The sequence below is a fragment of the Microbulbifer variabilis genome (assembly GCF_052467165.1).
The window spans coordinates 2,906,692-2,932,730 of the sequence record NZ_CP174301.1; the positions used below are offsets into that span (position 1 = coordinate 2,906,692).

The following is a 26,039-nucleotide window of genomic DNA, read 5'->3' on the forward strand; positions in this document are numbered from 1 at the left end:
AAACCACTTTTTGGCCTTACATGACTGTGAGGCGACCTTTTGAATAAGGGCTCGGTGTGGCGCCCTGTTTAGGCTTATCCTCAGCTACATGCACCGGATAGGGGAATCCGATGCTCTGTGAATCAGCTTTTGCCTTACACTCATTGAGCTTCGCCATAAAATGCCGGTCAGTCTTCTCAATGAGCTGCCGGTGGATGTCTTCCACAGAAAAGCCCAGCTCTACCGCCCTGGCTTCTGCCGCTTGCATGCCGCTGAGCGCCAGTAACAGTACGGCGCAAAATTGTACCTTCTTAAATGATCCCGCAGTAAACATTGTGACCTCCAGATCGTTTCTCCTTGTACACCTCTATGACGGGACTAGCCTCAGGTTTGGATGCAGATGCATAAAAATTTTTTCGCGCCACCTTTCCGGTAGCACCATCTCCCTCTGCGGCTGGACCAACAGGTATAAAAGTCGCAATAATCCAGACCACTGAAAAACGAGTTCAGGTTGATGTCTTCAATAGTGGATGTGCTGACATTCTGGTTCGGCGGCCCAACGCTGGGCCACTTGCCATCCAAATCGCAGCAGCAACGCTGGTTTGCAGCGACGCCAGCGTTAGATCGCGAGATACGGTGCGACTTTGGCAGGGTTACCGAGCGGGCTCTGGAGGGAAGACTGCCCCATTGGCGCCAAACCCTGCGAGGCGAGCTTGCCCTGGTGCTCCTATGCGATCAGTTCGCTCGCAATATCTATCGCGGTAACGAGAAAGCCTTTGCGGGAGACCTCCTCGCGCTGGAAGTTACCGAAGATATCCTACGGCGCGGAGACACCGGCAGACTCGGACTATTTCAGCAAATATTCGTGGGTATGCCGCTGGAGCACAGTGAAAAACTCCCGATGCAACGACGCTCCGTGGCATACTTCAGCCAGTTGCAGCGACAGTACCAGGGTGACCCAAGTGTTGCCCCATACCTTGCGACCCACTATCGATACGCCCTGGCTCATCAGGCAGTGATTGAGCAGTTTGGGCGCTATCCGCACCGCAACGCGGCACTCGGCCGCGAATCTACAGATGAAGAGAAACAATGGCTGGCACAAGGGGGCGGCTTTAAATAATGGATTTACTCGGTTGGTTATCACTCGCAGGTATCTGTGCACTCGGGGCCATGTCTCCTGGGCCCAGTCTATTGATCGTAATGCGCTCTTCCGCATCAGGGCTCCAGCAGGGGCTCGCCAGTGCAATCGCCCATGGGGCTGGTGTCGCCATCTATGCCGCCCTCACCGCTTTTGGTCTAGCCGTACTAATTACCAGCTCACCACTGCTGTTCAGTATTTTGCAATGGGCCGGTGCCGCCATGTTGGTGTATTTAGGCTGGAAGGCCCTGCGCGCACCAGCACCGGGCTCCAGCACCACCAAATTGGAGGCACCAAAACAAAGTACTCAGCGCGCAATCGCGCAGGGTTTTGGTGTAGCCTTTTTTAACCCCAAAATTGCAGTGTTCTTTACTGCCTTATTCAGTCAGTTTGTATCGGAGCAACAGACTCTTACCACTAAGTTGGGAATGGCCGCAGTAGCTTCCGGGATAGATACCCTCTGGTATTGCATCATCGCCTTGGCAGTACATGCCAGCCGCAAGCGTCAGTTAGTCAGCAAGCACCTGGGCCACCGCATCCAGCAATTGTTTGGCCTATTGCTGATCGGACTAGCTGCAAAGCTCGTATTGACGATCTGATTTCCTTCGATTGACGGCCACAGCCCAGAGTCAGAAAGGGCAAAAGACAGTGCCGAGAAGCCTGCTCGATAACCAAGCGGCAATTGACGCTTACATTTAAAAAAAAACAGGCCCGGTTTACGGGCCTGTGATAGCGGAGTTTGCAACTCGGCACCTGGGGGGTTACACCGAGCAGCGAAGCGGTATTATGACAGCCTTAAAAATTCCCTGTGTTCAGGCTATCGCAACCCTCTCTCTCCTGACCGCAATTAATTTCCCGCCTATTTGTCGACCCCTGCGTTGACACTGAATATTTATACAGTTACTGTATGGTCATACAAAAAAATTGGAATGTCTGAAAGGCAATTGGGAGGCACATCATGGCCGTAGTAGCTGTTTGGAAATGTGATCGAGACGGAGCAATGTTCGACAACAAAAAAGATGCTGAAGAACACGATAAGATGCTGGAACTGGCTGCCAACATCACCTCACTAATAGAGCGCCATATCGAAGGTATTGATGAACAGACTGGCGAAGAAATAGGGCTGCTGTTAGCCAAGCGCCGCGATTCACTAGCCAAAGCCTGCAAAGGCAAACCGGAGGCTCTGCTGGAAGGGGACAGTGCAGAGGAAACCTCTGATGAAACTGTTACTCCCTTTGCCGCCAACCAGTAAGTGCTTGTAGTTTCATCCCTGTACTCTGCCCGGTTAAGCCGGGCTTTTTTATTAGCCCCCCAACTATTTGATGATTAACCAGTGCCGCTGGCCATGCTCACCTCTCTCTAACCAGCGATACCCTTCTTGCCCGCTGTTTACAGAGCTTTCACAGCCTGAACAATATTAACTATGGCCAAAGCCAATATCACCACCCAGCTGATCAGCGTACCCCAAAAACGCCCCATGTGTGTCCCACCTTTACCGGCAGTTAGACCATATGCGTGGAAAATACGGGAAAGTAAAAATGAAATCCCAAATATATGCAGCCAAATTTGTGATAAACCACCCAGTTCAGCAAGTAAAAGTAGTAACAGTGCTATAGGTGTATATTCAATTGCATTCGCATGCACTCTCACTCGGATCTCATTAGAGCGATCATCACCGGTGCCAATTCCCACACGCTTAGTGCGGCGAAACTGCACCACCCTTAGTGCCAGGTAGATAATCAGGATTGCACAGAGACTGGTATAAAGTGCCGTAACATAGGCCATTAGGTCGATCCTTTTTCTTATTCATCAGACTGTTGGAATATAGCTGTAAAGACTATATTGCTGCCACACAGATCCTATACAACAAGCAAGGCTTTTTTGCTCATTGTCTTAATTTCCTGTAGGCAGATAACAAAAGAGCGGGCAATACCCGCTCTTTACTTCACAGCTATGGCCAGGCCAAATTAATATTGGTAGCCAAAATTGTGACCCTTGGTGGGCTTCAAATGGCGATCTCGCAAACGGGTAGAACGAGTAACGAGAGATTGAGGTTCACCCTCAATCAATACCTGTTCCGGGTAGCTGGTAACTTCCAGGGGATCTCCGCTCCAAACGACGATATCAGCCACTGCACCCTGCTCCAGTGTCCCGCCCTGCAGATTGAAAATATCAGCCACATTGCTGCTGATAGACTTCAGGGCTTCCTCATAAGGTAGGCCATGAGCAACAGCATTACCGGCCGACTGGCGAGATAGATACACATTGTGGGTAGAAGCGTAGTCGGGCCCACTAATAGCCACTTTTACACCTGCCTTGGTAAGTAACGCCGCATTATCGAGGCGCGCACCCAGGCTGGAAAAGGAAATAGGCAAGTTATTGATAGCATCAATAACCACTGGCACCTGGGCCTCAGCCAGCTGATTCGCTACCATCCAGCCCTCAGCTGCTCCCAGCACCACCAGTTTCACACTGAAGGCTTTGGCAAGCTCAATTGCACCGAGAATATCGCTGGCGCGATTGGCGGTAATGACCAAAGGCTCCTTACCACTCACCACCGGCTGTAAGGCCTCCAGATCTGCCAAACTGTAATCCAGTTCACGCCACTCACCACGACGAATCGCAGCGCGATTTTCCCGGTACTCCTTCGCTTCACTCAAGGCCTTCTCAACCTTGGCATAGGCATTGGCACGACTGCCGCCAGCTAACTGTGCACCGGCCTCTCCTAAATAGGCCTTCTGGGCTACATCTTTGGCTTCTACACTATCGAACTCACCATTCAGCTTAATAGCAAAGCTGCGCCCGGCGAATACGCGCTGGGCTTCAACAGCACCGTCATCCCAGGTGCTGATACCGGGAAAAACTACAGCACTGGTCACGCCCCCTGCGCGATTGAAAGGAATCAAAGTAGATTTAGGGTTGTAGGCGGGCAGCGGATTAAATGCACTGCCAATACTCTCACCAGTTACCGACTGATCATTTGTTGAGCTGGCAGCACTGATTTCCACCAGACCAAGCTCGGAAACCGGCGCTATCACTCCCGGAGTGACTACTTTGCCTTGTGCATCAATTACCCGGTCAGCAGTAACGCTCAGGGAGGGGCCTACCTGCTCCACTTTGCCACCGACAACAAGTACATCGGCAGACTCCAAACTGCCTTTGTCCCCCAAGGTATGCACCTTGCCACCCTTGATAAGGATGCTCTCTGCCTGGGCACTAGCGGCCAGAACTCCGAGGGCAAACGCACAAAAAACAACTACTCTTTTCACTGCCGCTCTCCCTCTGCATTGAGAATACCCAGCTCAAAATCGCTGCGTGGTTGGCGCTTTTCATCAGCGCGGTCATACATCAGTTCACCATCGATAAATACTTGATCGACGTGGGTGTAAACACTGAAGGGATTACCAGACCAAACCACAACATCAGCCATTTTGCCCTTCTCCAGGCTGCCAGTTTGTTCTTCGATACCCAACGCCTTAGCAGGGTTTGATGTCATCCAGGCAACGGCATCCTTGGGTTGGATATCAAAACCCGCGCGTCGGCCCGCAGTCATCGCTTTGGCTACCTCTTCATTCAGGTGCTGCACGCCCACACCGGAATCGGAGTGGATCATAGCGCAGGCTTTGGCCTGGTCGACAATCGCAATATTCGCCTCGGTCATATCAAAGGCTTCATGCTTAAAGCCCCACCAATCGGCCCACATCGCTGCGCAAACATCGTTTTCTGCCAGCAGGTCGGCTACTTTGTAGGCCTCAACTGCGTGGTGGAAAGTAGAAACCTTAAAGTCGAACTCTTTAGCAACATCCATCATTACGGCCATTTCCTCACCGCGATAGCAGTGATTGTGCACCAGGATATCGCCGTTCAGCACACCCGCCAGGGTTTCCATCCCCAGGTCGCGCTCGGGCTCATCGCCGCCATTCTTTACATAGTCTTCCCATTTCTTCTTGTAGCTGCTGGCTTCAATCCAAGCTTTACGATAGCCAGCCACATTCCCCATACGCGTTGAGGGAGAAGTACCCTTGCCACCGTAAACACGCTTGGGGTTCTCACCACAGGCCATCTTCAAACCATAGGGCGCACCGGGGAATTTCATATCCTGCACACTGCGGCCGGGCACATTCTTCAGGGTTACACTGCGGCCGCCGAACAGGTTGGCGGAACCTGGTAGAATTTGCAAAGTGGTAACGCCACCTGCCAGTGCCAACGGGAACTGGGGGTCCTGGGTCCATACGGAGTGCTCTGCCCACACTTGCGCAGTATTGGGCGAAGTCATCTCATTGCCGTCTTGAGAGGATTCGATAGAGGGTGCCGGATAATCACCCAGATGGGAATGCACATCAATAATACCGGGGGTAACCCATTTATCCCTGCCATCCACCACCAGGGCTCCTTCCGGAGCCTTCAGGTCTTTACCGACCTGGGCAATCTTGCCACCTTCCAATAACAGATCTGTATTTTCCAGTTGCTCGCCAGTACCGGTGAGTAAAGTGGCCCCCTGAATCAGGACCGGACGGGACTGACTGACTGAATAAGTGGAGGGAAAGGCATCCAGGCGGGCGAAGTCCAGGGATCTCTGCTCGCTCTCAACCTTCTTCTCTCCGCAAGCGGACAGCAGCAACGTGGCACAAAACAGAGCCACGACACCGCGCCCGAAAACTCGAGAATGCAGCTGCATAGTAAATCATCCAATGGTTTTGAATATAGCGGTAAATGCTATCAGGTTGTTACGCTGTAGCCACTACTTGACCGTGCAAAAGTTTTAGCCCTCCCAGCGGGTACACCATATTTCATTTGGCCCCTATAGCTCCGCAAAACACTGTTGAACCGAATCACATTGACGCAAACACGTGATTACAAACTCGCTTACAAATAACGGCGTGTCAGCAAAGACTGCGTGCTAGATCAAAAAACGAATTAGCTACCTATATACTTTTCTTTTTCTACGTGGTGCAATTTCTGGTGAAAAAATACTCAAGGGTGACTCAGGAGGAGAACAAATGATCAAGGAGAGCAATTTACCAATTTTCTCACCCTCCCCAGCCCTTGCCTCAACCCGGGAGCTGGATTCAAATCAGGTTTACGAGGCCCTGCGTAAAAGTGAGGAGCGCTACCGGGAGCTGGTTGAGCATGCCAACTCTATTATTATGCGCTGTGACAGAAATGGGAGAATTACTTCTTTCAATGAATACGCACAACAACTCTTTGGCTACACCGAGGCTGAGATAATTGGTAGGCACTTGGTCGGCACAATCGTACCCGCCAGTGAAACCAGTGGGCGTGACTTGCGTAAACTGATTGACGATATCTGCGACCACCCACAGGAACACCGCTACAACATCAACGAAAATATTACCAAATGCGGTAAAAGGGTTTGGATTGCCTGGACCAATAAAATTATATCCGACGAGAGCGGCCGCCCCAGCGGCATACTCAGTATTGGTACAGATATTACCAAGCAGCGGCTATTAGAGGAGGAGCTGCGCCAAGCCCAGAAAATGCAGGCTATCGGTGAGCTGGCCGGTGGCATAGCACATGATTTCAACAATATGATTCACGGGATCAGTGGCTACGCAGAGATAATACAGCAGATCTCCGAAGACCCCCGTATCAGTGAATACACTAATCATATCCTGACTACAGCGCGCCACGCAGCAGAGCTGACCAAGCAGCTACTCACCTTTGCCCGCAAAGGAAATTATCAGCTGAAGGATTGTAATACTCACGAAATTACACGTGACGTTTGCGCTATGCTCGGCCGAACCATCGACCGGCGTATCCGTATCGAGCAACTACTCGAGGCTAATCGCCCCCATGTAATTGGCGACCCCGCCCAACTAAAAAGCGCCCTTTTAAATATTGGCATCAATGCAAAAGATGCAATGCCGAATGGAGGCACCCTACGCTTCACCAGCAGCAACATCACTATCGAAAAAGAGATAACCATCGCTGATTTTGAAGTTCAGCCCGGCCATTACTTGTTAATCACGATTAGTGACAGCGGTACCGGAATGTCACCTGAGGTGCGACGCCGGATCTTTGAGCCTTTTTTCACAACGAAGGAAAGTGGCCGCGGCGCTGGCCTTGGGCTCGCAGCGGTACACGGCACCATCCATCTCCATAAGGGCGCAATTAAGTGCCATAGCCGTGAAGGAGAAGGCAGCACCTTCAAGCTATACCTACCAATTTCCAAAGCTCGTCCGGAAAAACCCGGCGCTCCAGCAAACCTGCCTTCGGCTGGGTGCAAACTGAACATCATGGTTGTAGACGATGAAGCTATTGTTCGGAGTTATTCAAAAACTCTTTTTGAAATGAATGGCCACAGTGTTGTGGCTTTTGCTACGGCTGAACAGGCAATTACCTACTACCGCCAACATTGCGATCAGGTGGACCTGGTGATTCTCGATATGATTATGCCTGGCATGGATGGCCAGGAATTATTTGCTTTCCTCCGCCGTATTAACCCCGAAGTAAAAGCCCTACTTTCCACAGGTTACAGTGTCGATAGCAAAGTTCAGGAGGTAATCGCTGATGGAGTACTAGATTGTATCCAAAAGCCATTCACTTATGAGCGCCTCAGTAAGAAAATTGAAGGGATGATTGCCAGTGGCTTGCTGAGCAACACCAAGAAACAGTGAAGATAAGTGATACCCTAAATTGTATCGCCGGCAAATGACATGTAGTGGGTGCTGCAGTACTACCGGTCTAGAGAACAATATGCGGCAAGTAACGACTCATATCCTGAGTCACAATATTTCCATCTTCACGAATAGACATTCCAGCCGCCATATCATCCACCAACCAACTACCTATCAGCGTATAGTTTTTTCCAAACTTTGGCAGTGGATGCATAGCCTGAAATACAAATCCCTCTTCACCGTAAGGGCCACCGGAAAGGGATTGCACATCACCTCCACGCACAATGGAAATATTAGCTCCTTCCCGGGAAAAAATCGGTTTCTTTACCAGCTCAGTAAATTCAGCAGCCTTGTGCAGCTCATCCTCAAAAAAAGATGGTAGCAGGTTTGGGTGCCCCGGAAATAACTTCCACAACATCGGCAGCAGTGCTTTATTGGATAAAATCGCTTTCCATGGCGGTTCCAGCCAGCGCACATTATTAGTCCCCAGCAAAGAGCCAAACTCCTCTCGGAACATAAACTCCCAGGGGTACAGTTTGAACATCCAGGTAATCACCTGGTCTTGCATATCTGTAAAAAAACCATCCGTATCACAACCGATATCTTCCATAAAGACAAAATGGCTGGTAATGCCGGCCTCACTGGCACAGTCCTGCAGGTATTGGACAGTACCGCGATCCTCTTCAGTATCTTTGCAACAGGCAAAGTGTAGTTCGCGACCAGGAGTGAGAAACTGTAAATCCAGGAAACGATTAACCAGCTTTTCCTGTAAGCTATTGAACTGATCCGACTGCAGCGGCAGGGCCCGCCGGTCCACATTATCCTGCAACCATAACCATTGCCAAAAACCAGTCTCGTAAAGACTGGTAGGCGTATCCGCATTATTTTCGTAGAGCTTTGCGGGCCCCTGCCCGCAATAGGCAAAATCAAGACGGGAATAAAGACTGGGGTCGCCGTTCTTCCAGGAGTTGCGTACAAAATCCCAATGTTGCTCAGGGATACAAAAACGTCGTAGCAGCTCCTCATCCTCCAGCACCTTCGCCACCACATCCAGGCACATCTGATGGATTTCTTCGGTAGGCTCTTCTATATGTTTTTCTACCTGCTCCAGGGAGAACTGATAGTAGGCGCTCTCATCCCAGTAGGGTTCGCCATACATTGTGTGGAAGTGAAACCCAAACTCCTGAGCCCGCTCCTGCCAGCGCGGGCGTTCGCCAATCGGCAACCTCAGCACAAAATCAGCCTCCCCAGCCCCGTGAACCACTACTGGAGCGACCACCACCCCAGCTGGACTTAGCTGAAGCCACAGACCCAAAGCCGCCGCGAGAGACCGTCTTTGTTACCTTGGGTTTCGGGTCCATCGCACTCTTGTCAACCGTATAGGACGACTTGCCGTATCGACCGATCACCTGCCCATCCGCTGTCATCAAACGATCGTAATAACGGGAACCAGAGGCAGAATAACGATAGACGGGGTTATAGTAACCGGAGGAGTAATGGCGCCTATCATTATCCAATAGTGAAGCAACCATAAACCCGGTCATCAGGGGCATCCAGAAACCACTGCTAGTCTCGCGGCAACTTCCAAACTCCGTTTCGCACTGGGAAAGATTGGCATACTTGGGGCCAGTGCGCTCAGCCTCTTCCAGCGCGCGCTGGTAGGCAGCCTCACACTGGGCCTCATCCAATTGGGTATTATTTACGCAGTCCTCAACTGAGGAAACTACTTTAACCTCTTCATCAGAGGAGCAGCCGACAAGGGCTGCTGCCACACCGATTGCCAAAGGGCGCAGAACAAAGCTTGCTCCCCGACCTTTGCGCATCCGCGCGAGATTGATAGTTTTGGTACGTTTCATCCTCACTCCCGCTTAGTAGCTCATACAGGCAGCATTAAGGACACCGACAGAAATTGTTGTGGCTGCCAGCATAATCCCAGCAGACAACTCCCCGTCTTCAATACGCTCAACAATACGAGGCATAAACCCGAAACGGATAATGGCAAACGCAATCAACTGAGCAATTAACGCAACCACCGCCCAAGTAGCGAAGTCGGTAATGGACACCGAATTGCTGGCAGCACCACCCACAGCAATGGCGAAGCCGAGCACCGCACCACCAAAACCAATAGCAGCCGCTGCATTCTTATCCTCTCGAATCAACTTCCACTCATCGTGGGGGGTCACCAGTGCGTAGAGGAATTTAAACGCAATTAAAAATACCAGTGACAGGCCAAAATAAGCCGCAAAATGAACGATACCAGTCAGTAAATCATAAGGCTGGTCCATTGATACTTCTCCTTATTATCCGTGAATAGTCAGCTGTGAGGGGGTCAGTGTAATACCGGTACTGATAACTAGGCTACGACTTAAATAGCCAGCATTCTCTTCTTTTTCTTCAGCGGAGAGAAACAGAGATTCAGTGCGCTGATCAGACAGTTCGCGTTCGAACAGCATGGTAAATTGATCCGTTTGCGAGAAGTCTCCGCCCTCTTCATAGGTCTTTTCAGCCATGTGCACCGGATTGTGGTAATCACCAGTGGAGGTCCATACCCTGCTATAGGAACGATCATCCAGCTGGTAGTTGGCAGCGCCTATCTTTTCTTTTAACAGAGTATCCCAAACCTGCTGGCTAGAAACATCCTGGGTATCGTAAAAGTGAAACAGCTTTACATCCACGACATGCTCATCACTCTGGCCACCTTCAGCTACTACCTGCAACCAAGCATCATCGTCGGTATAGAAGCGATAAACCCATGTACCGTCCAACTCCACCACACCAGCTGCTTTGATAATTTGTGTGGGGGAACAGGACTCAATGGTGAGTTCATCCAAGATCAGACGAATTGCCAGTGGGTCCAACTCAAAACTGGCTCCCAGGCGCAAACCCATAATCTCCGGCGTTTTTACTACCGGAGCTTCCTTCCCCTTAAATTTTTTAATCAGTTTGGTAAACATGTACCAACACCTTCCCCTTCATTCATTTTTATATCGAAGCAGCGCTTTTCATCTAACCGCTTGGCCGAGATGTAGTACAGCATATCCCCGTTACTAACCTGGTCTGTCAGCGCGGGATTCACATCGATTTTTATTACATCCTTGCGGCGGACAGCGATCAGTGTTGCGGACAAATCCTGTTTGAAATGATCAAACAGGGGACCAAACGGCAGTGGCCGCTCCCCTCGATACTCTACACTGTACTGTGTCATTCCATAAGTACTATCCAGAAGCTGGCGGTGCAAACGTGCCGAACCGGGGTCCAGCGAAGACTTGGCTAAAAGCTCTACCGCTACAGAGGGAATACATTCGATATTCGGGCAGTGCGCACGCAGCAACTCACCCACATTTTCGTCTTGGAAATAGGCAGTTTTATGGCTATTAGGGCTGTGCTTATCACAGAACAAAGCCGTAGTGAGTGTTACATCATCTAACGGGTTGTCGATAATAATTCTCGCGGCTTCTGCCAGTCCGGCGCGCTGCATACTCTCGATATGGGAGAAAGATTCAACCCGCACAAAATCAATTTTGCCAGGCATCGGGTTTTCAATATCAGCCTCTACACAGAGCACTATTTCAGACGTTGTGCCATTGGTCTTGGAGAGCAGAAGTTCAATCAGGCGCAGAGTTCGGGTTCCGTTCCAGCCGATAATGACCGTGTGATTGACATTACTTGTCATACGCAAGCCTCTCTTTCCTCTATGCACAAACTCAGAAACCGCAAAACCTACCCGGGTAACTACCATCGCAAACAGGCTCAGTCCAAGCGGTATCACCCAGCCCGCCACCACGATTTTTCCTGCAGGTGAAGCTGGTGAGAAATCGCCATAGCCGACCGTCGATGCGGTAACCACCAGCCAGTAAATAAAGTTTTCGGGAGCGATTATCTCGCTTTCTCCCGCAGCACTCAGCAGCAGATAGCTGCCGACCACATAGCCCAGAACGGCAACGAGAATGGTTGTTATATTTGCCTTAACAAAAAGCGACGCCAGAAGGCGTCGCACTTTAAATAGCAGCACTGGATCAGGCCTTTTCGCGGCTCGCCAGCAATTGTGCCAGTTTATCACTACCACTGACCTGGCCCCCGGGCTTGATGCCTGCCGCCTTCAGCTTGGCATCAAGGCTAGATCCGCTCTCCTCCGTGGCCAGCTCTTCCGCCGCTTCCAATTCAGCTGCACGCTCCTGCTGCTTGCTCTTAATCCGGTCCAGGCTGTCCAGGGCTGTCTTGATCTTGCTGTTAGCACCCATGTGACGGGAGGAAACAGCAACCTGGGCTTTTTGCACGGACTCAGTCGCTTTGATCTGATCTATCTGCTGTTCCATACGGCGCACATTGGTCTTGGCTTTGGAAATATTGCCTTTCAGTGAGCGCTCGGAGTTCAGGAAGCCTTCCAGCAGGCTCTGCTCAGTTTCCAACTGGGCCTCAAGCTCAGTAACGCGCTCAGCACACTCCAGGGCCAGGCTGTCATCGCCCTTCTCACTGGCACTGATAGCATGAGTACTGTAAGTCTCAATATCGGCCTGTAAGGATTCCACTTTGCTCTCGGCCAGCTTGCGCTTGGCCATGATCTTAGTCAGGTTCTCATCACAAGCTTTCAATTCAGCCTTAGCCTCGCGCAATTCCTGGTCGAGAATGCGGATAGACTGGCTGTCCGCAACTGCTTCAGTACCCTCGTTTACCGCACCTTTCAAGGCAGTCCAGATTTTTCTCAGGCTCATGCTACACCCTCCATTTCAAAATGATCTGCATACAAATCCAGGAAATCCCCCACATTGGAAAACAGGGTTTCAACTTCCTCGATAACTACTTCGTCCTTGCTGGACACAGACAGCGCACCAAATGCAACGTAATAGCTCTGGCCGCCAATATTTTTGATGGCTATCGCCGTCAAAGGAACCAACTGATGTGTCTGGAGAATCATCTCATTCAGTGCAGCCACATCATCAACCTGGCTCACTGGAAACAGGATGCTCTCTACAACAATCTGCTTTTCCCCGACGTAGACAAACGCATCGACACCTTCATCGTTAGAAATGCTGAGGCAGTCACCCTCAGACTCGACTACCCACCCAGTGTGGTTTTCCGCCAACTGGCGCAGGTTTTCATGATTCCAGGTCATCTCAACTCCCTCGCTGTGGAATATTGGTCACAAATATAGCATCAAAAAAACGACGGTCAATAACTTATTTCAAACTTATGTTGCAAATAATACACATAAGGATAGTATTTACCACAATAGTGATATCAACTGTAACGGAGTAGAGCCCATGGACCACAAGCAAAGCCTCGGCAATCAGCAAGCATTGGCTCCTTACAAACAGGCCATTGCCCGCTATGTGCGCGCCTCTATGGCTTTGAAGGGTATGCGTTACGGGGATCTGGCCCAGGCCCTGGCCGATAGAGGGATTTCAATGACCACTGAGAATTTGCGTAGCAAAGTGAGCAAATGCATGTTTTCAGCTGATCTGCTGGCGGCCATCATTGATTCTTTATCTGTTGAAGACAGCGCCATGCCTGAAATCCTCAAACAGGCGCGGGAAATGCAAGATCGAGGACTCTATACCGAGCAGGACAAAAGCTAACACTTCCCTCATTCCGGTGCCAGCACACTGGGTCACACTTGCCTCAGCCTGAGTGGCAGACCGGTTAAGCAGGGAAACGAGGGGACAGATCACCGAATGAAAACTCAAGAGATTTTTGGGTAAAACTGGTTGATTTCAATAGACTTGCTCGGGTGCAGCACCGCCCTTTTAGAGCCCATTACCACTCTGTTAATAATACTCTGCTAGTAGTGGTGAAGCTTGTATACCGGCTCACCATTACCGCATTTGCCAACAACCACTGGCTCAGCCAGCTTCGCTCCAGCCGGAATTATCTTATTGGTCGGCCACCAGACAAAGCAGGCATAGCGAAAGTTGACTGCCCAGTTACAGTAAAGCCTGCCCTTGTCCTCTTCATAGAATCGCGCTTGGCAAAAACTTAGGGTTGGGCTTCGCACACCCTGCTGCTGTTGCGCATCCACAACAATAATATCGACAGCCGCCACACTAGAAACCCAGAGGCAGGGAATCAACAACCACAATTTCATAGGCGCACTCATTGAGGCTTTAAACTGGACTTTCTTAAAGCCTAGCAGCCCCGGCGCAACTTTCATTTCATAATCAGGTTAATTGCCTAAGCCAGCTGCTGGCCTCTCTCCACCAACGCTCCGCGAAGCTCTACAATTAGACGCTCGATACAAGCCCGCTTGTTCTCAACCCAATTAAAGTAAGGCAGAGGCAAAACCCGAATTCCCGCCCGGTGCAGTATCTTGTAAACCTGGGTGGTGAAATGCTGCTGGTGTTCTCCCGGATAGCCAATAAGATCCACCCCCAGGATCACTCCCTGGTACTCACACACCACATCGACTCGCTGACCCGCAATAGGAAAGTTAATCCAGTGAGCGATACCCTCCGCATCAAGCTCCGCGCTTACCTCCCTGGCAAAATCACAGGAAAACTCCCAACTTGGCATCACCGTCAGATTAGCTGGTACAAAGGATAAATAGCGACGCAGTAGATGCCCGGGAGGCAACAGCTCAGGGTTAATGGAGTATGCTACCCGCTGTTCCTCCTTGGCCCTTGTAACGGCCACATTAAACATATCGGCACGATTGAGATAAGCAGCCGCCCGCAGGGATTGGTCATCAAGACTAAGGGAAAGAAGCATTATATCGCGCTCCTCCCCCTGAAAACCATAGGGCGTAGCAACCCGTACCGAAAAACTTCGCAGTTTTGCTGCGGAAAAAGCCTTGGAAATTTCCTTGTCCAAATAATCGACCTGCTCCCTGTATGGGGACAACACACCAATAGAAGGCTTCAAAGCATTGTCATCATAGCGATCAAAATAATTACGCAATTGAGCAATAACCCAGTCTTTTTCCACCCTATTTCTACCAGTCTTGGCTCGCCTTCCCTCTAATGGGTGGAAGGAGAGGGCCAGCTCCTGGGTACTCCCAGGGCGGGCCTGCATTATTTTGAGTCGATCATCGTAAAAAGCGTGATTACTGAAAGCTATCAGCTCTGGCTGGCTACGATAATGCTCATCAAGCAGGGTTACCGCATCCTGGCTAGCCAGATTGTCCGATACCAGATCAAGAAGAGATTGATCCCGATAACTGTAAGATGCAGGTAGTTCTCCGCACTGAACGACTTCCCCCCATAGACGCTGCTGTTGCTTTACCGGGAGGAAGGAAATATGTCGCAGCTGTTTGCCATCACCAACCACGACCGCACGTTTGGCTCGGTACAATGCAGGTAACGCACTTGAAATATCACACTGGGTGGACTCATCGAAAATTACCAGATCGAACATGCCGCGCATTAATGGCAAAATCTCGTTGAGTTCATCCAGGCTTGCCAGCCAAATAGGATAGGCTTGCAAGACCAAATTCATGTTAGTCTTGGCAAATCGTTCCGCCTGGGTTTTAGAGGTCCTTGCCCTCAGAGCCTGATGGAATTTAACTAGGCTACTTCTCTCTTTGTTTAATAGCCGGACAAGTTTCTCCCTGCGACAGGCATTAATATAGCTGGCAGCCTGCTGCTCAAAACGCTGGCGCAGTTGACCGATAGCTTCTTGTAATCCCCACAGTCCGTCCATATTGAGCCGCCGCCGGAGTAGCGACTCACCCAGGCGAGCCAGCCAAGCCCCCATACCTGCAGGCCCCAAAAATTTTGCTATCCGTAGCGATCGCGAAAAACGGCGCTCAGCTTTCCAAAGTGATCTTCGAATCTCCTTCAAACTGCGCCTCAACTTGGCCGCACTCTCTTTTGGTGGCTCAACACCCTCCTTGAGCAGAGTATCCAGGTGCGCTTTCAAACTGCGGGTAAATCCCTGCTCCCCCGCATGTACGTAGCCTTCAGTGAGCCCATAGCTCTCACGTAATTTGTTTCTTACCACATCAATGGCTTCTGGTGTTTTGGACACAACCAAAACAGCGTCGCCATGCAACATCTGGTCTATAGCCATAGCTGCAATGGTAAAGCTCTTTCCCGTACCCGGTGGGCCAGAGACAAGGCTAAGAGGGAAATGAGCCGCATTGCGTAATGCTCGCTCCTGAGCCTGGCTCAATAGCCCAGGTAACATCTCGGGTTCGCTGCAGCTTGCAATAAAGCTGTCAGATTCCCCACCCAAAACTAAATGCAGCGGCACCTGGAGATTTTGCTCACAAGCCAGCTGCCCTAACTCGTGCAAAACACCACGTGAACCTCTGGATCGATCAGCCAGGATTATTGCAGCGGCACTGATTAGCTCTGGCTGTGAGGCATTAGTCTTTTCCCTAATCAGGGCTCCTGACTGAAGACTCGGCCAGCGACCCAATTCCTCCAGACCACCGAGCAAGCTGTGTTCATGCAACCAGCGCCCTACATCAGCCAATTGAGAGGAATCCAAAGGAAACTGAAGCTGTGGAAAAGAACCCATTACCTCAGGGTCAATATCAGGCTTAAGAGTTAGCCGAAGCACAGGAAAATTAATTCGCAGATCGGTGGTATTGATCTCAACGAAACTATTATCTTCACGATAAATCCGGGCGGGAAAATATAAAAGAGGTGCAAAAAGCTTACGTTGGTTTGTTACACCGCTTTGACTGAAAAGCTGGCCACAAATAAAAAAACTAGCGTAGATTAGCTGGCGTTCTTTTCTGTAAGCATCTGTCAGCTCTATCAGCTTTGTGGCAGAGGCATCCAGTAACGGAATCCTGTATAACTCACCGCTACTCAGGTAATCCTGTTCAGCAATGAACGAACAGCGGTTTTCGGCCAGTCGAGCAATATTTGAAAGCGACAGATCGTGGCTATCGGCCTGATAACAGCGGCGAAAATACTCAATTAGTAATCGTTGTCTTCCCTGCATATTCGCCGTATTACCCATAAAGCGAAAATGCTATACGAAATCCCGCCGCTATGACAGGCAAAATATCTCTTTTGCCCTAGCTATCACCTGCCAGTGCACGGAGCTGTTTGGATTCAGCAATACTCAAGCGCAATCCATACTTTTCTACAATGGAAATAAAGCGCTGAACATAAATTTTGCCAACAGGCTCGTAAGGGGGCATCCACTCATCGGGCCCTTTGTGCCCCTTACTCTGGTTGCGCCCATCATCCACTAACCACAGATTCTCAATATCTTCGGCAAATCTTCTTTTCTTCTCGCGGCTCCAAGCTGCCCCGCCGTGATCATGTGCCCACTTCAACGGTACTATATGCTCCACATCCAGGTCTGATGCCTTGCTGTAAAAATTGCCGGTATAGGGATCCAACCATAAACCGGTATCCACCTTACAACCGTTACTGCGGGTATAGGTAACCGGGGATAGGGAAAAGCGGATTAACAGCTCATGGCGGGTATCCTGGCAGTCACTATCGAAGTCTGACCAACGTGGCAGCCATTCGGCCCGCTCGTAGGGTGCAGCAAGTGCGGTAACACTGAAAAACAAGAAACAGATCACTGTAAACTGTTTTGAAATTGATCGAACACTCATACAACTACTACCAATCAAATCCAGCTACTAGCCTACTTGAAAACCCTGCTTTTGAATATTACCTCTGTCAAATTTTGGTTCGCAGATCCCCCTTCAAATAAGATTTCACGACAAAAGCACAGGGAAGTTGCCAGTGAAATCAGAAAGGAGTTTTTCGAAAACAAAAAAGGCGCAAAAAGTTATCCTTTCTGCGCCCCAATTTTGTCTATTCAATTGAGCCAGCTTTACCCAGCTTTTACCTGATTAGGCAGATACTGGCTCCGAACTGGGCTGCGACTCCAGTTTCTTTTTCGAGCCTTCTTCTGAACCCAGCACCTCAGTGGGCTTCACCTTATGGAAGACCGCATAAAACACCGGCACAGCAATCAGGGTTAGTACCGTTGCAAAGCCCAGTCCGCCCATAATGGTCACTGCCATATCGGCAAAGAATGCATCAAATAATAACGGGGACATACCCAAAATAGTTGTCACTGCAGCCAGAAATACCGGGCGCAAACGACTAACACTGGCGCGTTGAATTGCCGTCAACCGTGGCAGGCCAGCTTCAGTCTGCACCTCAATTTCATCCACCAATACCACCGCATTTTTAATCAACATACCAGATAGGCTCAATACGCCGAGAAGTGACATAAAGCCAAACGGCAAGCCTGTCAGCAGCAGGCCTACCACCACACCCACCAGAGACATGGGCACCACCAACCAGATAATCAGCGGCTCGCGTACGGTGCCAAACAGCAGGATCGATACCAGGATCATAATCAGGAATCCCAGCGGCAACCCTTTACCCAATGACTTCTGTGCATCCGTAGAGCTCTCATATTCACCGCCGAACTCTGTATGGTAACCCGGGGGCAAAGGCATACCCTCAACCCCTGCGCGAATACGATTAAAGGCGGCCATAGCGGTGACTCCCTCCGGGGCCTCGGCACTGATCGTTATTGTCGGGACCCGGTCGCGACGCTGGATCAGACCTTCCTCAGCGGTAGTCGCAAAGTCTTTGACCAATTGCCCCGCTGGAATATAGCCCTGCTCATTCGGACTCCACACCAAGCGATCCTGCAGGGAGCCAACCTGATTGCGATCACCTTCAGGCATGCGCGCGACAATCGGGATAATACGGTCGCCACTTTCAAAATCCCCTACACGATAACCGGCAGTCGCAAACTGGATAGTTCGGCTGATATCCGTATTCGTGACACCAGCGACACGAGCCCGTTCATTATCGAGATGGGCACGAATCGTGGGCTCTCGGCCACGCCAGTTATGGCGGATATCCTTCAGACCATTTTCCCGGAAAAGCTGCTCAGTATTTTCGGCGAGCGCACGCAGGGTGTTGAAATCGTGGCCGGAAATACGCACTTCCACATCGGCACCACCACCCGGACCAAATACCAGGCGTTTAAAGGTGATAAGCGCTTCCGGCTGGGAATCCCGCAACTCTGCTTTAGCCCGGTCTATCAGGCCAGCAATTTGCTCGCGATCCTCTGTGCGCACAATCAGCTGGCCATAGGCAGAATTAGGTGGCTCTGGGGCATAGGTCAGCATAAAGCGGTCCGCACCGCTACCGGCAACCGCAGTCACCGAAACTACTTCTTCCTGCACCAATAAATAGTCTGTAGCTTTTTGCAGCGCATTTTCTGTGCGATTAATATCACTGCCCTGGGGCAGGAGATAATTCACGTAGAAAAGCGGAGCATTGGAGTTAGGGAAGAAACCCTGCTTGACAAAACCAAAGCCAAAATAACTGACCATGGTCACGACAACCAGCAAAGCGATAGTGCCCCCCCGGCGATTCAGGGCACCGGATAGGACTCCCGCATACATACGGTAAAAACGGCCACTGTAAGGGTCTTCACTATCAGCATTCTTACCCGGCTTGAACAAGTGGTAGCCAAGGTAAGGAGTAATAGTGATTGCCAAAATCCAACTCAACAATAGTGAGATACCAATCACAGCGAACAGCGAGAAGAGGAATTCACCGGTGGCATCATCGGAAAGGCCAATACCGGAGAAAGCCATGATCCCAATAATGGTGGCGCCTAAAAGTGGCCAGAAAGTTTGGCGAACTACACGGCGAGCAGCATTCTGTGGTGCTTCTTTTTTCTGCACCCCCATCAGCATGCCTTCAGCAACTACAATAGCATTATCTACCAACATACCCATGGCGATAATCAGGGCACCCAGGGAAATTCGCTGAAGGTTCAAACCAAACAGGTTCATAATCAGTACAGTACCGAGCACGGTCAGCCCCAGTACCACACCAACTACTACACCTGAGCGCCAACCCATAAATAGGCATAGGACCAGAGTAACAATCACTACCGAGGAGATCAGGTTAAAAAGAAAACCGTCGACACTCTCCTCAACCACTTTGTGCTGCTCATAAACCGGCTGGATTTCTACCCCGAGAGGCAAACCCAGCTTAAGCTCATTGAGCTTGGCTTCCACTGCCGTTCCCACGTTTACGATATTTGTATTTTCAGCTCCGGCCACACCAATCAAAATGGCCGGCTTACCATTAAATCGTGCAATAAAGTTCGGGTTCTCGTCATAACCGAGGGATACATCCGCAATATCCCGTACTGCCAACATCGCAGTAGAGCCCGGTACACCCACGAGAATATTCTGAACGGATTCAAGATCACTGGCTGGATTGTCGACCACGATACGAGTTCGGAGGTCCTGACCTTCTATTTCACCTACACGCTGGGTGGAACTTTCCACCTGCAGTACTTGGGCCAGGTCATCAAGCGAGAAGCCGAACTGAGCAAGGCGCGATTCGTCTATATCCAAATAGGCCACTTCATCGATAATGCCGGAGCGGGAAACCTTCGCTACCCCCTCAACACTCAGTAGCTCGCGACGAATTGCTTTAGTAATTTCGCGCATTTCTGTCAGCGAAAAACCATCACCGGTTACCGCATAGTAAATACCATAAACCTCGCCGAAGTCATCATTAACCACGGACTGCATGGCGCCACTGGGCAACTCACGCTGGGCATCGTTAACCTTGCGACGCAGTTCATCCCAGACTTGCGCCAGCTCTTCCGAAGCGTATTGATCCTTTATCTGGACGCGAATTTCCGACATGCCCGGACTGGAAGTTGAGGTCACTTTGTCCAGCTGTCCCATCTGTTGGATCGCAACCTCTAATTTTTCCGTTACCTCCTCTTCTACCCGCTGCGCGCTTGCGCCCGGATAGAGAGTAAATACCCGCGCTTCTTTAATGGTAAATGCTGGGTCTTCTAGTCGGCCAATATCCGACAATGCCCAGATCCCACCTACAAGACAGATCAGCATCAATAACCAGCTGTACACTGGACGCTGAATAAATACATCAGAAATCTTCACGATACTTCCCCACTCTTGCCAGGGCCTGAGGTCATTTGAAAATTAACGTTGTGCATAGTTGCGTACTTTTGCACCGTCATAAAGATGTTGACCTCCCGCAGCCACCAGCTTCATCGCAGGGGTGAGACCATCCGTAATCTGAACCGCTTCTCCATTGGTCTGGCCAAGCGCCACCTGTACCCTGGATACTGATTGATCTTCGTTAATCTGCCACACATATGGATTACCTTCAGCACCAGTCTGTACTGCTGCCAATGGAATCCAGAAATCCCCGGTAGCTTCTTTCAGCTTTACGTTCACACGAGCTGTCATGCCTGGAAGAATTTGTACATTTTCGGGGCGGGGCATACCCAGCTCAACCACATAAGTCTGGGTTACACTATCGGCTTCAGCCTGGTGCTCACGGTATTTGAGTTCAAACTTTTGACCGGGTAGGAACTCGAACTCCGCTGTGATAGAGCTGATTTGATCTTCATTTCCTGTAGCCAACAATTTTTCCGGCACAGAAATCTGAATACGCACCTCAGAGATGTTTTGCAACCGAACAATTGCCTGGCCCGGCTGCACATTGGTGTAATTCTCTACCAACTGTCGAGTTGCCAATGCATCAAAAGGCACTCGCAACTGGGTATAGGCCAAATCCTGTTCTGCCTTTTCCAATGTTACTTTTGCCAGATCAAAGTTACTTTCTGTTTCATCCAGTTGCTGCTGAGAAATGACCTTCGATCCCGCCAGGGAGCGCTGCCGCTTCAAGGTTTTTTCCAGCAACTCCACGTTTACTTTGGCTTCCTTCACTCGACGGCGATAATCCCGATCATCCAACTCGGCAATCAGGGTTCCCTTAGGAATAATTTCCCCTTCCCTGATACTCAACTTGTCTAACTTGCCACCAACCTGGAAGGAGAGATCCACACTCTGGACCGCCTTTACACGACCGGCAAACTGGCGATCCGCCACTTCCGCCACATTGGTGACCGTAGCCACTTTTACCGGCCACAAGCGCTCAACCTGCTGTTCATCCGCTTCAGAACCAGAACACCCCGCAAGAATCGCCGCTGTCGCTACCACCAAGGCAAGGGAGATACGAGAATTTACCGACAATTTCATATTTCACTATCCAATAAATTATTTAACTGAAGATCAGGTATTCAGGTAAGCTCTGCCGACAACATCAGCAGCCGTTCGCGCAGGCGGGAAAACATTGGGTCCTCGGACTCCATAACGCCCAGCACCCGCCCCAGGAACATACCTTGGGCAGCAAGAATCAATAACTGGGCAAGTTCAGGGTCACCGTATGAGCTGTCAATTTCACCGCGCATTTCGATAACGTTACACTTGACCGGCTCAAGCAGGGCGGGATCTTCTGCGACTGCCGCAATCAACGCTCGCGGCAGCCCCTCATCATCTTCCATCAGCTCGAAAATCGCTTTAAGCCGTGACGCCAACACATCGTCACCAGCGGCGGCGAAAGTCTCTGCACTGGCATCCTCCCTGGCAATCGCGGCCTCCAGCATCGCCTTCAGCAGTGACTGTTTGGTACGAAAGTGATGGATAAGCCCACCCTTACTCAAACCACACTGGGCAGCAACTGCGTCCAGGGTGAGCTTTCGCGCCCCTTTTTCTCGAACTACCTCTTCCGCCGCACGGACTATGGCAGCTTTGTCGACTCTCGACACATGACCTCCCAGGCATCTTCAACCAAACCAACCGGCTGGTCGGTATCTTACCGCCCCCCAGGAAAACGTCAAGCCATGCTACCCTCTGCCAGCGTCAAGCAAGGTTAAAAAGTGTTTACAAAGCCCATGATGACCAGCTGGACTCTTATGCGGTTTGAAACTGGAGTAATTTATGACGGAACAGCCCTGCCCTTGTGGCTCGGGAAAAAAGTTCAAAGCCTGCTGTAACCTCTACCTGTCTGGGCAGGCCTACCCGAAAATGGCGGAATCCCTGATGCGCAGTCGCTACAGTGCCTATGCGATGGGAAACCTGGCATACCTACGAAAAACATGGCACCCAGAAACTTACCCGGGTCTCAATGCGGACGATCTGGAGACTCAATGGACACGCCTCGAAGTTATTAAAAGCAAAGCAGGGCTGAAGAAGTCTGTAGTGGAATTTAAAGCCTGGTATACGGAGAATGATCAAGAGCATGTGATCCATGAGATATCACTATTTAAGCTCTATAAAAAACGCTGGGTCTACCTAGAACCGCTACCTAGTTGGCCACAAGCCGATCAGTAAAAAGAGAAACCAGGGTTAGAGGGGAGCAAATTGCAGGGAGGCGTCAAGGAAGTGAAATAGCCTCAAATAATCGCGGGAGCTACTCCGCTCCCGCGCCTCCTTTAACATTTTTTGCTTACTTTTAAAGCGAGCGCCCGACTTAGCCTTAGTGTGGGCACCACCTTTTTTTAGCAGTGGATTACAAGCCACGTAATTACGAGGCTTGGCGACTTTCTTAGGGGTGTATTTTTTCATAGTATTTGGCCTTGCCTAATCAACGATAAAAGCCGAGGAAACTCGACAGGTAAATTCATTGTCAAATTGAATTCAATAGCACTCATAAAATTAAAATCCATTATTTTTCAAAGTTCTCATAAAGGGTGAACCAGTCAAGCCTACCCTTTTATGCAAATCACTTGGCGCAGCGTATGTACCACATCAACCAAATCCAGCTGATTATTCATCACCTCATCAATATCCTTATAGGCAGCGGGTATCTCATCAATCACACCTTTATCCTTTCTGCATTCTACGCCATGCGTCTGAGACTCAAGATCGCCTCGAGTAAATCGCTGACGAGCCGAGGTGCGACTCATTTTACGGCCAGCACCATGGGCACAGGAGCAAAAGGATTCGGGATTCCCACGCCCACGAACAATAAATGATTTCGCCCCCATCGAACCGGGAATAATCCCCATCTGATCCTTTTGGGCACTGATCGCCCCCTTACGTGTCACATAGACATCCCGTTCGAAGTGGCGCTCGCGCACTACGTAATTATGGTGGCAGTTAATAGCCTCTGACGTTAAGGTAAACTTCGGCACGTAAGCCCCCAGGCTATTCAACACAAGCTTCATCATTTCCTGCCGGTTTAACCTGGCGTACTCCTGTGCCCAATTTACAGCTTCAATGTAATCATTGAAGTGGCTACTTCCCTCAGAAAAATATGCCAGGTCCCTATCTGGCATATTTTGCATATTTCCAGCCATATCCCGGCGTGCCAATTGAATAAAATGCTCTCCAATTGCACTACCAATACCTCGGCTGCCGGAATGTAGCATCACCCACACCGCATTACTCTCATCCAGACAAATTTCAATAAAGTGATTGCCTCCACCCAATGTCCCCATTTGGGTAACCCAGGTTTTCTGGGGCTGACGCAACTTCTTCATAAGCCCAGGATGCTTTTCAAACAACCTATCTACACCGGGAGCTAAAATTTTGCAGGCAGATTCCCTGGCAGTAATCATCTTATGACGACCCCGTCCAACGGGTACTTTCACCTCAATGGCCTCCCGCAATGCTTTTAGGCTGTCTGGCAACTGATGGGCATGCAACGAAGTTCGCACCGCATTCATGCCGCAGCCAATATCCACACCTACTGCGGATGGTATGACTGCACTAAACGTAGGAATCACCGAACCAACTGTCGCCCCTCGCCCCAAGTGAACATCCGGCAATGCCGCCACATGGGAATGAATAATGGGCAATTGAGCAATATTCTTTAGCTGTTCTAAAGCAGCCGGCTCAACCTTATCGGTAAATATTTTTACCGGCACACTACCTGAAGATGCGTTTTTATTAAGTACAATTTTTACAGGCATATAGAGTCCTTGGATTGATCCAATAAATCATTAAAAGCTCTCCAAAGCCCTAAACAAAAAAGCCCCGGCAAATGCCAGGGCTCTAGAGAATTCCGGCTTGAAAAGCTCAATCACTTTTCAAGCAAGTGCACATGAAAAGCGATCAAAAAAACAGGTTGTTAATATCCACATTTCGCATTTCATGGCTCCTTCGTGGTTGCTGTCCACGTTTAACTAGGTGGTTACTAAACTACCCCTGCAGTTTATTCACTAATTTAGGTATGTCAACCTTAAACTTTATTATTTATTAGAAAATTATTTCCCACAACTTTAAAAGAAGGCAGCTAAATATTTCCAGATGCAATGATTGCCATACCGCCATACAATGCCCCTGCGATATGGTAAATATTATTAGCGGATGAACAACGAACCTGAAATCATTTTTGAGGATGACCACCTTCTGGCAGCATTTAAACCAGAGGGCTGGCTCGTGCACCGCTCAGAAATAGACCGCAACGAAAATCGTATTTTACTTCAATACCTGCGGGACTTGAGCGGTCACCACCTTTACCCTGTACATCGCCTGGACAAGCCTACCTCTGGGATTATTATCTTTGGCAAGAGTAGTGAGATGGCCACCCTTTTACAGGAACAGCTGGAAAGCGAAAACTCCGTCAAAGAATACCTCGCGGTATGCCGGGGCTATTGCCCTGAACAGGGAGTTATCGACTACCCTTTACCACCTGTCGCAGATTTCAAACATCAACGCAAGCGCCCCAAAGCTGATCTACCACGCAAGTCAGCAATCACCCTATACCGCCGACTGGATACCGTTGAGCTACCCTATGAAGTAGATCGATACCCCACCAGCCGTTACTCCCTGGTTGAAATCCAACTAAAAACCGGCCGCCGCCACCAGATCCGCAGGCACTTCAAGCATATCCACCACCCACTTATCGGTTGTCCCAAATATGGGAAGTCTTCACACAACCGGTTTTTTGCCAGACAATATGATTGCACACGATTGTTACTGCATGCATCCAAACTTAAAATTATGCACCCGATAAGTGAAACGGTATTTGAGATTAGTATGACACCTAGAGGGACATTTTCAGAACTACTGGGTAAGTTAAACTGGATTCTCACCAATTAAAGACTTGGGCAACCGAGAACCCTCTATTAGCTCGTAATGCCAATTTTCCAGCAAAATTCCAATAACCAATTACAGAAAAACCAACTACTAACGAGTAAAAAATGAAACTCAAAACCACAATCAAAAAATTAGCCGGCCTGTGTGTATTATCAGCCATCTCCACCGGCGCCGTTGCACTGGATGACGAAGATAAGGCTGTTCGCCTGGTAGAGGCTCTTAGTGGCAATATGGTTTATATCCACTTAATGGAATCAATGAATAAGCAACCGTCCTGCGCCAAGTACAATGCCATCATAGCCTGTTCAACGGAAAATTCTTACTGTTCCCACGCGCTCTCTATCGCCCTAGCAGCACAGGCGGCAAACCGTACCATCGACTTTCAGACAAGTGATTCCTGCATAGGTAGTGCAGCTGAATTTGTCAGACTACGTATGCGGTAATTGTTTTTTATTATATATAGGGA

General features: G+C 49.9%; 27 protein-coding genes. 8 read left to right on the plus strand and 19 right to left on the minus strand.

Annotation, left to right across the window (positions count from 1 at the left end; genetic code table 11):
• Positions 1-16: 16 nt before the first annotated feature.
• Positions 17-313, minus strand: coding sequence for a hypothetical protein (locus ACJJIP_RS12815; RefSeq protein WP_444945291.1), 297 nt, complete (start codon positions 311-313; stop codon positions 17-19).
• 180 nt (positions 314-493) lie between these two features.
• Between ACJJIP_RS12815 and ACJJIP_RS12820 the strand changes: the two genes are divergently transcribed.
• The 3 genes from ACJJIP_RS12820 (at position 494) to ACJJIP_RS12830 (ending at position 2,369) form a co-directional block, all read left to right on the plus strand.
• Complete coding sequence (locus ACJJIP_RS12820) at positions 494-1,099, plus strand: DUF924 family protein (protein ID WP_020414872.1); 606 nt, start codon at positions 494-496, stop codon at positions 1,097-1,099.
• A complete protein-coding gene (locus ACJJIP_RS12825; protein WP_020414871.1) occupies positions 1,099-1,716 on the plus strand; it encodes a LysE family translocator in 618 nt (205 codons plus the stop codon). Before ACJJIP_RS12820 ends, ACJJIP_RS12825 begins: the two co-directional genes overlap by 1 nt.
• 359 nt (positions 1,717-2,075) lie before the next feature.
• Positions 2,076-2,369 carry a YebG family protein gene (locus tag ACJJIP_RS12830; protein WP_020414870.1) on the plus strand — a complete coding sequence of 98 codons (294 nt, stop codon included), beginning with the start codon at positions 2,076-2,078 and terminating at the stop codon, positions 2,367-2,369.
• Between the two features lie 137 nt (positions 2,370-2,506).
• On the opposite strand, the gene ACJJIP_RS12835 is transcribed toward ACJJIP_RS12830, so the two are convergent.
• The 3 genes from ACJJIP_RS12835 to ACJJIP_RS12845 form a co-directional block, all read right to left on the minus strand.
• Positions 2,507-2,902: an MAPEG family protein gene (locus ACJJIP_RS12835; protein ID WP_444945292.1), complete on the minus strand. Its 396-nt coding sequence runs from the start codon at positions 2,900-2,902 to the stop codon at positions 2,507-2,509.
• A gap of 182 nt (positions 2,903-3,084) precedes the next feature.
• Complete coding sequence (locus ACJJIP_RS12840; RefSeq protein WP_444945293.1) at positions 3,085-4,386, minus strand: amidohydrolase family protein; 1,302 nt, start codon at positions 4,384-4,386, stop codon at positions 3,085-3,087.
• A complete protein-coding gene (locus ACJJIP_RS12845) occupies positions 4,383-5,795 on the minus strand; it encodes an amidohydrolase (protein ID WP_020414867.1) in 1,413 nt (470 codons plus the stop codon). Before ACJJIP_RS12845 ends, ACJJIP_RS12840 begins: the two co-directional genes overlap by 4 nt.
• A 322-nt stretch (positions 5,796-6,117) precedes the next feature.
• Here ACJJIP_RS12845 and ACJJIP_RS12850 point away from each other — a divergent pair, with 322 nt between their 5' ends.
• Positions 6,118-7,755: a hybrid sensor histidine kinase/response regulator gene (locus ACJJIP_RS12850; protein ID WP_020414866.1), complete on the plus strand. Its 1,638-nt coding sequence runs from the start codon at positions 6,118-6,120 to the stop codon at positions 7,753-7,755.
• Between the two features lie 67 nt (positions 7,756-7,822).
• Here the strand turns inward: ACJJIP_RS12850 and ACJJIP_RS12855 are convergent, their stop codons facing one another.
• The 7 genes from ACJJIP_RS12855 to ACJJIP_RS12885 are packed head-to-tail and all read right to left on the minus strand — an operon-like array spanning position 7,823 to position 12,868.
• Entirely contained in the window at positions 7,823-8,989 is a 1,167-nt protein-coding gene (locus tag ACJJIP_RS12855) for a glutathionylspermidine synthase family protein (RefSeq protein ID WP_444945294.1), read from the minus strand.
• A 4-nt stretch (positions 8,990-8,993) separates the two neighbouring features.
• Positions 8,994-9,611 (minus strand): DUF1190 domain-containing protein, encoded by a 618-nt coding sequence (locus tag ACJJIP_RS12860; protein WP_020414864.1) that lies wholly within the window; start codon positions 9,609-9,611, stop codon positions 8,994-8,996.
• A 12-nt stretch (positions 9,612-9,623) separates the two neighbouring features.
• Positions 9,624-10,040 (minus strand): DUF350 domain-containing protein, encoded by a 417-nt coding sequence (locus tag ACJJIP_RS12865; protein ID WP_020414863.1) that lies wholly within the window; start codon positions 10,038-10,040, stop codon positions 9,624-9,626.
• A gap of 15 nt (positions 10,041-10,055) precedes the next feature.
• Positions 10,056-10,709, minus strand: a complete 654-nt coding sequence (locus tag ACJJIP_RS12870) for a YjfK family protein (RefSeq protein WP_020414862.1) — start codon at positions 10,707-10,709, stop codon at positions 10,056-10,058.
• Entirely contained in the window at positions 10,694-11,767 is a 1,074-nt protein-coding gene (locus ACJJIP_RS12875; protein WP_020414861.1) for a potassium channel family protein, read from the minus strand. The genes ACJJIP_RS12870 and ACJJIP_RS12875 overlap by 16 nt, the downstream gene beginning before the upstream one ends.
• Before the next feature lie 4 nt (positions 11,768-11,771).
• Positions 11,772-12,467 (minus strand): PspA/IM30 family protein, encoded by a 696-nt coding sequence (locus tag ACJJIP_RS12880; protein ID WP_020414860.1) that lies wholly within the window; start codon positions 12,465-12,467, stop codon positions 11,772-11,774.
• Positions 12,464-12,868, minus strand: a complete 405-nt coding sequence (locus tag ACJJIP_RS12885) for a DUF2170 family protein (protein ID WP_020414859.1) — start codon at positions 12,866-12,868, stop codon at positions 12,464-12,466. Before ACJJIP_RS12885 ends, ACJJIP_RS12880 begins: the two co-directional genes overlap by 4 nt.
• Before the next feature lie 148 nt (positions 12,869-13,016).
• Between ACJJIP_RS12885 and ACJJIP_RS12890 the strand changes: the two genes are divergently transcribed.
• Positions 13,017-13,331 (plus strand): DUF6471 domain-containing protein, encoded by a 315-nt coding sequence (locus ACJJIP_RS12890; protein ID WP_020414858.1) that lies wholly within the window; start codon positions 13,017-13,019, stop codon positions 13,329-13,331.
• 203 nt (positions 13,332-13,534) lie between these two features.
• Here ACJJIP_RS12890 and ACJJIP_RS12895 read toward each other — a convergent pair whose 3' ends face one another.
• The 6 genes from ACJJIP_RS12895 to ACJJIP_RS12920 all read right to left on the minus strand — a co-directional run bounded on the left by ACJJIP_RS12895 (position 13,535) and on the right by ACJJIP_RS12920 (position 22,296).
• Complete coding sequence (locus ACJJIP_RS12895) at positions 13,535-13,837, minus strand: hypothetical protein (protein WP_157533678.1); 303 nt, start codon at positions 13,835-13,837, stop codon at positions 13,535-13,537.
• Positions 13,838-13,923: 86 nt separating this feature from the next.
• On the minus strand, positions 13,924-16,659 hold the full coding sequence (locus tag ACJJIP_RS12900; protein ID WP_444945295.1) for a DEAD/DEAH box helicase: 2,736 nt from the start codon (positions 16,657-16,659) through the stop codon (positions 13,924-13,926).
• A gap of 58 nt (positions 16,660-16,717) precedes the next feature.
• Entirely contained in the window at positions 16,718-17,269 is a 552-nt protein-coding gene (locus tag ACJJIP_RS12905) for an HNH endonuclease family protein (RefSeq protein ID WP_020414855.1), read from the minus strand.
• Positions 17,270-17,512: 243 nt separating this feature from the next.
• Complete coding sequence (locus ACJJIP_RS12910) at positions 17,513-20,620, minus strand: efflux RND transporter permease subunit (RefSeq protein ID WP_444945296.1); 3,108 nt, start codon at positions 20,618-20,620, stop codon at positions 17,513-17,515.
• Positions 20,621-20,662: 42 nt separating this feature from the next.
• The gene (locus tag ACJJIP_RS12915; protein ID WP_444945297.1) at positions 20,663-21,727 is read right to left on the minus strand and encodes an efflux RND transporter periplasmic adaptor subunit; all 1,065 of its coding nucleotides are present in this window, start codon (positions 21,725-21,727) and stop codon (positions 20,663-20,665) included.
• Between the two features lie 41 nt (positions 21,728-21,768).
• Positions 21,769-22,296 (minus strand): TetR/AcrR family transcriptional regulator, encoded by a 528-nt coding sequence (locus ACJJIP_RS12920; protein WP_020414852.1) that lies wholly within the window; start codon positions 22,294-22,296, stop codon positions 21,769-21,771.
• A 172-nt stretch (positions 22,297-22,468) separates the two neighbouring features.
• Between ACJJIP_RS12920 and ACJJIP_RS12925 the strand changes: the two genes are divergently transcribed.
• The gene (locus ACJJIP_RS12925) at positions 22,469-22,861 is read left to right on the plus strand and encodes a YchJ family protein (protein ID WP_282951032.1); all 393 of its coding nucleotides are present in this window, start codon (positions 22,469-22,471) and stop codon (positions 22,859-22,861) included.
• A 15-nt stretch (positions 22,862-22,876) separates the two neighbouring features.
• On the opposite strand, the gene ACJJIP_RS12930 is transcribed toward ACJJIP_RS12925, so the two are convergent.
• Both ACJJIP_RS12930 and ACJJIP_RS12935 read right to left on the minus strand, forming a co-directional pair.
• Positions 22,877-23,095, minus strand: coding sequence for a hypothetical protein (locus ACJJIP_RS12930; RefSeq protein WP_444945298.1), 219 nt, complete (start codon positions 23,093-23,095; stop codon positions 22,877-22,879).
• A gap of 140 nt (positions 23,096-23,235) precedes the next feature.
• Positions 23,236-24,444, minus strand: coding sequence for an RtcB family protein (locus ACJJIP_RS12935; protein WP_444945299.1), 1,209 nt, complete (start codon positions 24,442-24,444; stop codon positions 23,236-23,238).
• A gap of 397 nt (positions 24,445-24,841) precedes the next feature.
• On the opposite strand from ACJJIP_RS12935, the gene ACJJIP_RS12940 reads away from it, so the two are divergent.
• A complete protein-coding gene (locus tag ACJJIP_RS12940) occupies positions 24,842-25,576 on the plus strand; it encodes a pseudouridine synthase (RefSeq protein WP_444945300.1) in 735 nt (244 codons plus the stop codon).
• Positions 25,577-25,677: 101 nt separating this feature from the next.
• Positions 25,678-26,016: a hypothetical protein gene (locus ACJJIP_RS12945; RefSeq protein WP_444945301.1), complete on the plus strand. Its 339-nt coding sequence runs from the start codon at positions 25,678-25,680 to the stop codon at positions 26,014-26,016.
• Positions 26,017-26,039 lie beyond the last annotated feature (23 nt).